This is a genomic window from Pseudomonas sp. (genome assembly GCF_032058845.1).
Lineage (GTDB): Bacteria > Pseudomonadota > Gammaproteobacteria > Pseudomonadales > Pseudomonadaceae > Aquipseudomonas.
Map to the genome: position 1 here is coordinate 4,437 of NZ_DAMCCR010000095.1, position 11,982 is coordinate 16,418.

Annotated in this window: 10 protein-coding genes and 1 pseudogene; 3 read left to right on the forward strand and 8 right to left on the reverse strand. The window is 63.0% G+C overall.

Features of this window, described 5'->3' with window-relative positions:
• From RT028_RS16295 to RT028_RS16305, 3 genes are all read right to left on the reverse strand, one after another.
• Nucleotides 1-618 (reverse strand): condensation domain-containing protein (locus RT028_RS16295; protein WP_312936150.1); only part of this gene is annotated, 618 nt, incomplete at its 3' end.
• Nucleotides 619-931: 313 nt separating this feature from the next.
• Entirely contained in the window at nt 932-2,326 is a 1,395-nt protein-coding gene (gene gabP / locus RT028_RS16300) for a GABA permease (RefSeq protein ID WP_312936151.1), read from the reverse strand.
• Between the two features lie 343 nt (nt 2,327-2,669).
• Entirely contained in the window at nt 2,670-3,719 is a 1,050-nt protein-coding gene (locus RT028_RS16305) for a Fic family protein (protein WP_312936152.1), read from the reverse strand.
• Between the two features lie 407 nt (nt 3,720-4,126).
• Here RT028_RS16305 and RT028_RS16310 point away from each other — a divergent pair, with 407 nt between their 5' ends.
• From RT028_RS16310 to RT028_RS16320, 3 genes are all read left to right on the forward strand, one after another.
• Nucleotides 4,127-4,387, forward strand: a complete 261-nt coding sequence (locus RT028_RS16310; protein WP_312936153.1) for a hypothetical protein — start codon at nt 4,127-4,129, stop codon at nt 4,385-4,387.
• 374 nt (nt 4,388-4,761) lie between these two features.
• Entirely contained in the window at nt 4,762-5,025 is a 264-nt protein-coding gene (locus RT028_RS16315) for a hypothetical protein (protein ID WP_312936154.1), read from the forward strand.
• Between the two features lie 548 nt (nt 5,026-5,573).
• A complete protein-coding gene (locus tag RT028_RS16320; RefSeq protein ID WP_312936155.1) occupies nt 5,574-5,789 on the forward strand; it encodes a hypothetical protein in 216 nt (71 codons plus the stop codon).
• Between the two features lie 53 nt (nt 5,790-5,842).
• Here the strand turns inward: RT028_RS16320 and RT028_RS16325 are convergent, their stop codons facing one another.
• The 5 genes and pseudogenes from RT028_RS16325 to RT028_RS16345 form a co-directional block, all read right to left on the reverse strand.
• Nucleotides 5,843-8,245 carry a DUF3772 domain-containing protein gene (locus RT028_RS16325; RefSeq protein WP_312936156.1) on the reverse strand — a complete coding sequence of 801 codons (2,403 nt, stop codon included), beginning with the start codon at nt 8,243-8,245 and terminating at the stop codon, nt 5,843-5,845.
• A 434-nt stretch (nt 8,246-8,679) separates the two neighbouring features.
• Complete coding sequence (locus RT028_RS16330) at nt 8,680-10,002, reverse strand: DEAD/DEAH box helicase (RefSeq protein ID WP_312936157.1); 1,323 nt, start codon at nt 10,000-10,002, stop codon at nt 8,680-8,682.
• A gap of 54 nt (nt 10,003-10,056) precedes the next feature.
• Nucleotides 10,057-10,992, reverse strand: a complete 936-nt coding sequence (yedA, locus tag RT028_RS16335) for a drug/metabolite exporter YedA (protein WP_312936158.1) — start codon at nt 10,990-10,992, stop codon at nt 10,057-10,059.
• 112 nt (nt 10,993-11,104) lie between these two features.
• A complete protein-coding gene (locus RT028_RS16340; protein WP_312936159.1) occupies nt 11,105-11,584 on the reverse strand; it encodes an NYN domain-containing protein in 480 nt (159 codons plus the stop codon).
• Nucleotides 11,585-11,742: 158 nt separating this feature from the next.
• Nucleotides 11,743-11,982: pseudogene (locus RT028_RS16345) on the reverse strand (DUF2076 domain-containing protein); the annotation flags it as partial.

Genomic DNA, 11,982 nt, shown 5'->3' on the forward strand with positions numbered 1-11,982 from the left:
CAGGCAGGCGGTGTAGGCCTGGATGAATTCTTCGATCAGCACGCCCAGCGACCAACCGTCGGCAACGATGTGGTGCAGCGTGAGCAGCAGCACGTGCTCCTCGTCCGCCAGCGTGAGCAACTGCACGCGCAGCAGCGGGCCGTTGGCCAGGTCGAACGGCGCCTGCGCCGTGGCCTCGGCCAGGGTCGACACCTGTTGCTCACGGGCGGCGGGGTCGAGGGCCGTCAGGTCATGCGCCTGCACCGTCAGCGGGGTCGAGGTCAGGGCCCAGCGCACCTCGCCGTCGGCCTGGCGCTGGAACACCGTGCGCAAAGTCTCGTGGCGGGCCAGCAGGGCGGCGAACGCAGCCTCCAGGGCCGAGGTATCCAGGGGACCGGTCAGGCGCACCGCCGCCGGCAGGTTGTAGGCGCCACTGTCGGGCGCCAGCGCCCAGAGAAACCACATCCGTTGCTGGGCGAACGACAGCGCGTGCCGGTCCTCGGCCGCCACCCCGGCAGGGATCGGCAATTGCTGAAAACTCACCCCTTCCTTTGCCAGCGCGGCGAGAAACGCGCGCCGCTTGTCCAGAGGCAGACCGATGAAACGGCCGGCGAGCATGAGGGATTGGTCAGCATTCATTTCGAGGCGTCCGGATTCAGAGGCGGGAGGCGCACAGGCGTGTCGTCCCTATAGAACGAATCCGCCGCCGAAAAATTAGCCGGCCCGGGCATGCGCTGACCGCGGGTTCCGGGCACGCGCAAGCGGCGCTGGCCGCAGGTGGCCAGGCGCATCGAACGGGGCATGAGGGGAGGCTTGAGCACGCGGCGACGGACGTCTTGCCGCGGTGGGATCGTGCAGGCAGAACCGGCCTGACGCAGGGTGCGTCAGGCCGTTTCTGGATCAGCGTTCAGGCGCTGGTTTCAGGCTCTGGTTTCAGGGCCTGGTCTCAGGCTCAGGTGAGCGAACGAACGCCCACCGAACGTGCATGGCCACGGGTGGTGACGATGCCCAGGAACGAGATCACGATCGCCAGCCCCAGGGTGGCGCTGACTTCGGCGCGGTGCGCCTCGGTGAACATCATCACCGCCAATGCCGCGCTGATGAAGATGATCACCGCCCAGGTCAGGTACGGGAACAGCCACATGCGGAACTTCAGCTCGGTGTTCTCACGCTCCAGGCGACGGCGCATGCGCAGTTGCGAAATGGCGATCACCAGGTACACCAGCAGCGCAATGGCGCCGGAACTGGCCAGCAGGAACTCGAACACGCCTTTGGGGGCGAAGTAGTTGAGCACGGCGATGGCCGCGCCGATCAGGGTGCTGCCGAACACTGCGGCATAAGGCACGCCGACCTTGTTGGTGTGCTTGAGCACGGCCGGGGCATCGCCGCGTTTGGCCAGCGAGTACATCATCCGCGAGGCGATGTAGATCGAGGAGTTCATGCAGCTGGTGACCGCCACCAGCACCACCATGTCGACCATGAAGGCGGCATGCGGGATGTTCATGATTTCCAGCGCGCGCTGGTAGGACCCCACCACGGCCAGTTGCGGATCGTTCCACGGCACCACGGAGATGATCACGAAGATCGACAGGATGTAGAAGGTGCTGATGCGCCAGATCACCGAGCGGGTGGCCTTGGCGATGTTGCGCGACGGGTCGCTCGACTCGGACGCGGCGATGGTTACCGCCTCGGTGCCGATGAAGCTGAACATCACGGTGATGAACGCACCGATCACCGCCGACCAGCCGTTGGGCGCAAGGCCGCCTTTTTCCGCGATCAGGGTGCTCAGGCCGCTGACTTCACGGTCCGGCAGCCAGCCCAACAGCGCTGCAGCGCCCAGACCGATGAAGCAGAGAATGGCGGTGACTTTGAGGATGGCGAACCAGAACTCGAACTCGCCGTACTTGGCCACGCTGAACAGGTTGGTGCCGGCCAGCAGCAGCACCGAGGCCAGGGCGAAGATCCAGCTGTCGATCTGCGGGAACCAGGCGTTGAGCACATGCCCGGCGGCCAGGGCTTCGATGGGGATCACCAGCACCCAGAACCACCAGTACAACCAACCGATGGTGTAACCGGCCCAGCGGCCAATCGCCTGGTCGGCGTAGGTGGAGAACGAGCCGGTGTCGGGGTGGGCGACGGCCATCTCACCGAGCATGCGCATGACCAGGACGACCAAGGTCCCGGCCACGAAATAGGAAATTATGGTGGCCGGGCCGGCTGCCGCGATGGCGTGCCCGGAACCGACGAAAAGTCCGGCACCGATGATGCCCGCGATGGACAGCATCGTTACATGACGTGGCTTGAACCCTTGCGCAAGGGCATTGCCATCAGATCCCACGGTGTTCATTCGATATTGTTCTCTTTTTGCTGACACAGGAAAGGACGGGCAGGCGTAGGCGATCGTAGCTCCTTGATTGCACTGTGAATGACGCGGCACGCACGGAATCTTGTTGAGGTTTTGCCCGTGTTTCAGAGTGCTGCGGGGTCAATGACGGTGCCCATTTAAGCCCTGTGCGCCTGTGGGAATTTATGCGAGAACGCCTTGGGGGTGCGTGATTGCGACGACGGTTGTCTGATCGCGGCAGATGTCGGGATTGGCATGTCTGTTTGCGTCATGAGGTGTGACGCAGGGGGTGTGGCGCATGCCGGCAACACCGGCGCAGGCCTGAGTACGTTGCTGTGGCGAGCGATCAGACGCGTCGGTATTGCTGCAGCGGGCTGCGGGGCGAGGCGGGGTCGGTCATCTCGATCAGGCCAGCGGCCAGGGCAGGCTTGAGGTAGTTCTGGTTGAAGGTGGGGCGGTGCGCGAGGCCCAGGCGTTGCATCAGTTCGCTGGCTTTGAGGGTGATGCCGGGGATGAGGACTGCGAGCAGGCGGGCGATGGGGTCGGTTACTTGATCGGTTACTTGATCGGTTACTTGTACGGTGGCTGGGTCAGCCGCGTAGGCGTCCACGGGTTTCGTAGTACTTTCGGGCTCGCTTTCGCTGGCCTCGCGCAGCGACTGCTGCAGGGCCTGCAGCATGAACTCGACGAACGGCGTCGCCTCCCCCACCTGGTCGGCCATGGCCAGCGCCGCGTAATAGGACTCTTGCCGAGCGCAGATCACCGACTCGACCGGCAGGTAGGCCAGGACCGGTCGCCATTGACTCAGAATGAGCGTCTGCCACAGCCGACCCATACGCCCGTTGCCGTCGGCGAAGGGGTGGATGAATTCGAATTCGTAGTGAAAGACGCAACTGGTGATCAAGGGCGGCCAGTCGCTCGCGGCCAACCACCGCAACAGGTCATGCATCAAAGGCATCAGGCGGCTTGCCGGAGGCGCCATGTGCAACAGACGCTCGCCGCGATAGATCCCCACCCCGCCCTTGCGAAGCTGCCCGGCGTCGTCGATCAAGCCGTGCATGAGCAGGCGATGGGCCGCCAGCAGGTCGGTCAGCTGTGTCGGGTGCCAACTCGGCATCGATTCGTAGGTGGTGAATGCATTGCGCACTTCCTGGATTTCCCTGGGCAATCCGAGCACGCGCTTGCCATCCAGTACGGCGGTGACTTGTTCGATGTTCAGGGTGTTGCTCTCGATCGCCAGCGTCGCTTGGACGGTACGGATGCGATTATGTTGACGCTGCTGCGCAGGCAGCGCTTTTTCTCGCATGGCAGTCAGCACGCCTACCCGCTCACAGATATCGGCGACCAGGCCTAGCATGCGCACTGTCAGAGTCAACCGGGGCTGAGAGGCGTTCATGACGACGGTTCCAGAAAGGGCGGTTGCTACCCTATCCAGTTCCTGCTTGCGGGTGAATCCGAGCCTGGCACTGACTCTTCTACGTAACTGGCTTGTTCACTTCAAAGCGTGCTGCCATGCCACAGGCCGCTTTCTCAGGCAGACCCAAATGGTGATTTATCTGACAAAGACCTCAGGCTTTTCATCTTATAGCTGTAGGGCTGAGAGACTACTTTCCTGCGACTAATCGACATGGCGATGGCGCACGCGGACCTGAGATAAACACTTCGGTTTGATCTAGACACTTGTGGAGTGATCCGGACTTGCTCGGACAGGTGATGGATGCCCACTTCTTGTGCTGAGCAGCGCAACTCGATGTACCCACTTGCCGTTTTCAGTCGGCCTCTCTGTAGAACACCTGGAATGTTATGAAAAGCCCCGCCCCTGCCTCACTCATCAACACGCCCTATCTGTCCGTTCACAGCGGCCTGAGCTGTGAAGACGCCCTCGCTTACGCCCAGCAACTGCTGCAAGGCATTGAGGATTCGCTCGACAGATCCCTCGCGGGTGACGCCGAAACTCCAGAAATGCACGACATACTTAGCGCTGTCCGCGCTGCACGCACGGGGCAGACCTTGCTGGCGCATGTGCTCAACAGAGGTGTGGCACAGACACGCCAACGTAAGTGACGAATCCGGGCTAAATTTGATCCGCAGGCAGGAGCTGACTTTTGATTCGCAGCTTTCTAAAGCTTGTCAGACGATTCCGAAATTTAACTGAATGCTTCAGCTCCATCTCTGAAGCGACTTATCCTACGCAGGCTGCAGCCGTTTCGACGTTGTTGATCCGAGGCAAGGGGGCTAATTTCCCCGGGTCGCGCCATCAGCGGCAGGGTGTGAGAGCCCGAGAGACCAAGTTCTGCAGCGTTATGGCAGCTGTGCACGGGCAGGCTTCGGTCTGGCCGGGTGTCTAGGTCTCCGGTCTCTCACCCCGTGTATGGCTGCCACCCTTTTCTGTGAGAGGGATTGACGTGGCGGCACGTATCTCGACCTGGAGAACAGTTATGAAGAAATCCGTCCCTGATCTACCTTCCAAAATCATCCACACCCCCTACCTTTTCATCCACAGCGCTCTTAGCTCGCAAGATGCACTGAGTTATGTCGAACAACTGCTGCAAGGCATCGAAGAGTCACTTGATGAATACTGCCTGGCTAATGCAGGAACACCTTGGATGGGGCTGCTGATCAGTGCCGCTCATAACGTGCGCGCAGGGCAAGCGTTGTTGACACATGCTCAAGGGCATTGCGCCATTAAAGACTCTGGTTGATCTGAATCCCTTCAGAGACCATAAGCCAAATCATTTTTCATTCGTTTCAATCTGGCAATGGGGAGGTAAATCTAGCCCGAAGTCATTTTCATGGCAGCTGTTCGTGGGCAGGCCTTGGTCTGGCCGGAATTCCGATGTTCGCCGGTCTCTCACCCCACGAGCAGCAGCCACCAACATTGCCGTTAGAAGCGGTTATTCAGTGTTCACGTAGAGAACACACAGTACTTTAATGAAGAGTCTCGTTCCAGCTCCGCCTAATAAGATCGTCCGCACTCATTATGCTTCTCTTTCATAGTCAAACTCACTCCCAAGACGTTATTGCCTAGCAGCAAAATCAGTTCAAAGCACCGAAGGCTCGCTTGAGAAACACTGTTTATAAGACGCCCACATGTAGGCATTGGGCTTTCATCGGTGAAAGCCATGCCGCCCGCTGCAGCCAGGCCCTGTTAACGAAGGCAAAACCAATGAAAACTCATTAACTTCACCACCAGGAGAAAATTTCTCAGATGCAAAATAACAAATCGTGACTTTAATAAATCGAGTTGACCATGAAAATCATTCGCAACAAAGTAATACAGTATGGACCCGAAGTTTCTTGTACTAGTGTGTCGACACTCGAAAAAACTGAAACGGTCACACAGCCGCACGAGGTAGTTGAAGTTTCGGAGAAGGCCTTTGATCGCGCCTGTGAGCTGAGCCTACAAGCCATGAAAAAACCGAGAGCGCATGAAGCTCTCGTAGAGTTGCTACGTCACCATAATTGATGATGTTTGAAAAACTGACACGGCCCGATCTGTGGGCCGTATCAGTTCAAGCCTTACACCGAAGCACTCCCCTCCTGCGCATTGTCCTTGAGCAACACCATGCTCTGCGGCGAAGACAACGCAATCCCCTCCTCACGCAGCGCCGCCAGGATATTGAACAGCAGATCACTGCGCGCGCCACCCACCTGCCGGGGCCCGGCCACATAACCGCTGACCGCGATCACCATGCCGCTGGCCGTGATGTCCTTGAACGTCACCGATGGCGCGGGCGCATCGAGGATGCCTTCGTGGTGTTGGTAGGCCGCCAGGAGTATCTCGCGCACGCGGCTGGCGTCGGTGTCCAGCGGCAGGGTCAGGGTGATGCCGACCACGCCCAGGGCGTTGGCCATGGTCACGTTGCGCACGTTCTGCGAGATGAACTGCGAGTTCGGCACGATCACCGTGGAGCGGTCGGACATCTGGATTTCCGTGGCGCGCACGTTGATGCGGCGGATGTCGCCTTCGACGCCGGCCAGGCTCACCCAGTCGCCAACCTTTACCGGGCGTTCGGTGAGCAGGATCAGGCCGGATATGAAGTTCTGCACGATCTGCTGCAAGCCGAAACCGATACCTACCGACAGCGCGCTGACCACCCAGGTCAGGCTGGTGAGGTTGATGTGCAGGGTCGACATCACCAGCGAGGCCAGGAACAGGAAGCCGAGGTAGCCGACCAGCGTCACCAGGGATGCGCGCATGCCGGCATCCATGTCGGTGTCCGGCAGCAGGCGTTCGCCCAGCCAGCGCTTGAGCACGCGGATGGCGAACAGGCCGACGAAGAAGATCAGTACCGCGAGGAAGATGTCTTGCGGCACCAGGTTGAGATTGCCGAGCACCTTGCCGCCGCTGCCGTCCCAGTCGCCCAGGCTCATCAGCAGTTCACCCGGGCTGGTGCCCGATGGCATGAAGGCGAACATCACGGCAACCAGCAGCATCAGCGTGCGCCCGACCCCGCCCAGGATGGTGCTGGCCTGGGCCTGGTGACGCTGCTGCAGGCCCAGGGCCGAGGCCAGCGCCAGACCGCCGGGTTGACGCGGCGAGAGCAGGGTTTCGCAGAGGTCGCCAAACACCGTGACCATCAGGTACGCGCAGGTGGCGACCACGCTGATCCACAGCAGCTTGGCCGTGAGGAAATACGCGAGCGTCAGGAAGCCGGTCAGCAGCGCGCCGAGGATGACCAGCGCCCACACCAGGACCACGAACGGGATCAGCCCGGCCAGCCCCGAGGGGCGTGGCAGGCCGTGCTGGCGGCGGGTACGTCGGTAGCTGACCAGCGCGGCAATGAACAGGATCGATACCACCAGTGCGGTCAGGCCGTTGGTGGCGAGCGTCAGTGCCAGACTGGTGCCGATCACGCTGTTGATGCGTTCGACGGTGAGCAGCAGCATCAGCGACAGGGCCAACACTTGCGGGAACCAGCCCAGGGCGCTGGCGACTTCATCGGGGATCGGCGGCAGGCGCCAGGACGGGCGCTGCAGCATCAGCATGGCGCGGCCCAGGCCGGAGACGAAGGCGCTGAACACCACCAGGGTGAGGATGTGATTGGTGACGCTGGCCAGGTCGCTGCTGAGCTCTGCACTGTTTTCCAGGCCCCAGCGCACCAGCGATACCGCGCCGCCGATGGTGCACAGGGTGGCCAGGCTGACGCCCAGGGCCAACGCGCTGCGGCGCAGGCGCCCCTCTGGCAGCCAACGCACCATCAGGCGTGCCAGCAACCGCTCCAGCACGCCACGGCCGAGGGTCCAGAGCAGGATCGCGGCGAGCAGGCTGGAGAGGAAGAACCAGCGGTGCTCGGCGCTGAAGGCGCTGGCCACGGCATCGGCAGCGTCGCTGCGCAGGCCGCTCAGGCGCGCCACGTCTTCATCGGTCGGGCGGATCAGGCTCGACCAGAACGCTGGGCTCAACGGGCTGGCGGCGCGGCTGCTGATCTGTGAGTTGAACAGGCTGCGGCGCAGGTTGACGATCTGTGTCGAGAGGTCACGCGCCGATTGGGACAGGTCAGTGGCCTGTTTCTGGTCGGCGCTCAGCGACTTCTGCTGGGCCGTGAGCTGGCGGCGCTGCTGCGTCAGGCTGTCGGGCTCGTCGGCCTGGGCCGGACCCACCACATTGAGCTGGTCGGCCACGCGCTGCAGGTCGGTGGCGCGCTGGGCGCCGAGGTCGGCGGCTTGGCGTTGCACCTGCAAGGCGGCCTGGCGCAGTTGGGACAGCAGATCGTCGTTGGCGTTGGTGGTCACCGCCTGACGGACCTGATCGAGGCGCGCATTGAGCTGGTCCAGGCTGGCATCTTCGGCCAGCGTCTGCTGTTCGGCAGCGGCCAGGCTGGGGGCCGGGGTGGCCGGCGCCGACCAGGCGGGGGTGGCGACCCACAGAAGCAGGGCCAACAAGCCCACGCAGAAACGGTCAAGGCGGGTGCGCCTCATCGGGTTTTCCTCTTTACATCTTGATTGAAGAGGGAATTCTAGGCGGGGCGGTGCTGGCTGGGAATGAAAAAGCGTTCATCACGGTGAGGATGAGTGGGGATGGCGTGCGGGTTACCGGTCAACGGCGTTTGATCGTTCGCTCCTGTGGGAGCGGCTTTAGCCGCGATGGGCTGCGCAGCAGCCCCAATGGCTGCTAGCGCGTAATGTCTGGCAAAACCTGTCGCTTGTGTAAGGACGGCTGCGCCGTCCATCGCGACTAAAGTCGCTCCCACAGGGCTCACATCTGCGAAGCAGACCCGATGGCCGCTACGGCGCTTTGTCAGGTTGGCCGGGGAGGCTGGATCGGGCCGGCTGCGCCGTCCGTCGCGACTGACCGGGGCGCCGGACCGGTCGCTCCACACGGCTCTTACAGGGCGCCTACACGGCTGTGCGGCTCACGGCTTCTTGCGCTTCCCACCATTGAAACTCGGCACTTTGCGCACTGGCTTCACCGAAGGCGCTTCACTGCCGGCACTGTCCATCCACTTGCCCAACCCGCGTTTGGCCGCGCTTTCCTTGGGTTTCTTGGGCTTTTTCGGTTTCTTGATCACCTGCCCGCTGGCATCGGTCTGCGGCACGCGGTGGTCGGGGATGAAGTCTGGCTCGTCGTGGCGCGGCAGGGTCTGGCGGGTGAGGGTCTCGATGGCCGCGAGCAGTTGCACTTCGTCTGCGCACACCAGCGAGATCGCCTCACCGGTGTTGCCGGCCCGACCGGTGCGGCCGATACGGTGCACGTAGTCTTCAGCGACAATCGGCAGGTCGAGGTTGACCACCAGCGGCAGGTCATCGATGTCGATCCCGCGCGCCGCCACGTCGGTGGCCACCAGGATCTGGATGTCGCGCTGCTTGAAGCTGTCCAGCGCACGCTGGCGGGTGGCCTGCGGGCGGTCGCCGTGGATGCCATCGACCTTGAGGCCCTCGCCCTGCAGGCGCTCGACCAGTTGATCGACGCCATTGCGGGTCTTGGCGAACACCAGCACCTGGCCCCAGCGCTTCTTGCGCAGCAAGTGGCAGAACAGGTCGGCCTTGCGCTTCTTGTCGACCGTCACCAGCCACTGCTTGACGCTGCTGGCGGCGGCATTGCGCGGGCTGACTTCGATGCTCAGCGGGTCTTGCAGGGCCAGGCCTGCGAGCAGGCGGATCTGCTCGGAGAAGGTGGCAGAGAACAGCAGTGTCTGGCGCTTGCGCGGCAGCGCCGCGTACACCGCTTGCAGCTCTTCGGCAAAGCCGAGGTCGAGCATGCGGTCGGCTTCATCGAGCACCAGGGTCTGCACCTGGTTGAACCTGACCGCCTTCTGCCGGAACAGGTCGAGCAAGCGGCCCGGGGTGGCCACCAGCAGGTCGACGCCACGGCGCAGACGCATCATCTGCGGGTTGATGCTGACGCCGCCGTACGCCGCGTAGGTGCTGATGGGCAGGTGCTCTGCATAGGCCTGCAGATTGGCATGAACCTGCTCGGCCAGCTCGCGAGTGGGCACCAGCACCAGGGCGCGAATCGAATTGCTCGCGACCTTCTCGCCTTCCAGGGTCAGCCGTTGCAGCAAGGGCAGACCGAAGCCTGCGGTCTTGCCGGTGCCGGTCTGGGCGGCGGCCATCAGGTCGCGGCCGGCCAGCACGGCGGGGATGGCCTGGGCCTGGACCGGCGTAGGCGTGGTGTAGTCCAGTTCCTGCAAGACGCGCAGCAGGGGTTCGATCAGGCCGAGGGAGGCGAAAGTCATGGCAATACCGTCAGGGGTTCAGCGAAGGCGGCGAGTTTACCGCAACGCCCTGCCCTACTTGCACATTTTGCCGGGCAGCGACGCATCCGCCGTGGGCGCGACCGGCGGCGGCGCCTTGCGCCACTGCGGCACGCCGATCAGCACCACTGCGCTGATGATCACCGCCATGGCCAGGCATTCCTCGGCACCGACCTGCTCGCCGGCGAAGGCAATCCCCAGCAACACCGCCACCGCCGGGTTGACGTAGGCATAGCTGGTGGCCGCCGCTGGGCGCACGTGCTTGAGCAGGTACATGTAGGCACTGAAGGCGAGGATCGAGCCGAACAGCACCAGATACGCCAACGCGCCCCAGCCCGCAGCGCTGGGCATGTGCGTCATGCGCTCGCCACTGAGGGCACTGCCGATCAGCAGGATGGCGCCACCGAGCAGCATTTCGCAGGCGGCGGCCATCGCGCCCTGGGGCAGTGGCAGGCGCTTGCTCCACACTGAGCCGAAGGCCCAGGCCGCTGCGGCAAACAGGATCAGCAGCGCGCCAAAGGGGCTGGCCTGCAGGTTGGAACCCAGGTTGAGCAAGCCGATGCCGGCCAGGCCGAGGAAGATCCCTGCCCACTCCAGACGTGAGTTGCGATGGCCGAACCACAGCCCGAACAGCAGGGTGAACAGCGGCACCGTGGCAATCGCCAAGGCCGCGACGCCAGACGCCACCCCTGCATGTTCAGCCAGGGTCACACCGCCATTGCCGCAACTGAGCAGCAGGAAACCGATGGCCCCCGCCGCTCGCCACTGCACCCAGGTGGGGTTGGCCACGCCGCGCCAGCGCAGGAAGCCGTACAGCAACGCGCCAGCCATCACGAAACGCACGCCCGCCATGAGCATCGGCGGCCAGGATTCGACGCCGATGCGGATCATCAGGTAGGTGGAGCCCCAGACGAAATACAGTGCGAGGAAGGCGCCGATCAACAGCAGCGGGAAACGACGAGAGGCAGGCATGGCAGAGGCTCGAAATCCATTCAAGGAGCCCTGATTCTAAGACTGACCGTGTGAAAACCTTAGTTACAATCTGCGACGAAATGACCCACACACTTTGCGCAAACCGCCGCGTTCAGTGGCGCAGCAGCAAACGCCCCTCGATCGGCTGAAAGCGCGTCGCCGCGCGGATCAGCGACATGGCCGTGGTGCCAGGCACGCCATACACCACGGCCTCGACGCCATGGCGCTGGATCACCCGCTCCAGCAACAGGTCGAAATCACCATCCCCCGAGGCCAGTACCACCTGGTCGACACGGCTGGCGGCTTCGACCACGTCCAGGGTGATGCCCACGTCCCAGTCGCCCTTGGCCGAGCCGTCGCTGCGCTGGATATAGGGCTTCAGGCGCACCTCGAAACCGAGATTGCGCAGGATCTGCTGGAACTGCTGCTGTTTGGCATCGCCGCGGTCGATGGCATAGGCCACCGCTTCGACGATCTCGCCCTCGCGGCTGACATCCGCCCACAGCGCGGCGTAGTTGAAGTGGCACCCGTGGACCTGGCGAACGGTGTAATAGAGGTTCTGTACATCCGCGAACAGCGCGATTTTCTTCACCTGGACTTCCTCGGTGGCGGGGCCTGCGCAGAGGGCAACAGCGTGACGGTCGGGCCCGCGACGTGCGGCCCTGCGACATATGCCAGCCCGCGTGTCCCCTTGCTCAAGCCAATCGGGCGCCAGGCGCCCGGAAACGGCCACCGAGTATGCCAGAGCGGTCAGATGAACGTGTCGTCGTCCGCGAAGCCGCCGCCATCATCGCTGTCGTAGTCGGCGTCGGAAAAGCCGCCGTTGCCCTGGTCATGACCGCCGTTGTCGGCCACGTGCTGCTGATCGGCCGAATCCTGCCAGCCGCCCGTGTCACTGGCCGGGGCGGGTTGCTCTTCGATCACATTGACCACTTCCTGCGGCTGCGAGCCATGGCCGAACAGGCTGCTGATGTCTTGCGCCAGCAGCAC

Coding starts and splice junctions, on each gene's coding strand:
- gabP (WP_312936151.1), bottom strand. CDS start 2,326: ATGAACACCGTGGGATCTGATGGCAATGCCCTTGCGCAAGGGTTCAAG.
- RT028_RS16305 (WP_312936152.1), bottom strand. CDS start 3,719: ATGAACGCCTCTCAGCCCCGGTTGACTCTGACAGTGCGCATGCTAGGC.
- RT028_RS16310 (WP_312936153.1), top strand. CDS start 4,127: ATGAAAAGCCCCGCCCCTGCCTCACTCATCAACACGCCCTATCTGTCC.
- RT028_RS16315 (WP_312936154.1), top strand. CDS start 4,762: ATGAAGAAATCCGTCCCTGATCTACCTTCCAAAATCATCCACACCCCC.
- RT028_RS16320 (WP_312936155.1), top strand. CDS start 5,574: ATGAAAATCATTCGCAACAAAGTAATACAGTATGGACCCGAAGTTTCT.
- RT028_RS16325 (WP_312936156.1), bottom strand. CDS start 8,245: ATGAGGCGCACCCGCCTTGACCGTTTCTGCGTGGGCTTGTTGGCCCTG.
- RT028_RS16330 (WP_312936157.1), bottom strand. CDS start 10,002: ATGACTTTCGCCTCCCTCGGCCTGATCGAACCCCTGCTGCGCGTCTTG.
- yedA (WP_312936158.1), bottom strand. CDS start 10,992: ATGCCTGCCTCTCGTCGTTTCCCGCTGCTGTTGATCGGCGCCTTCCTC.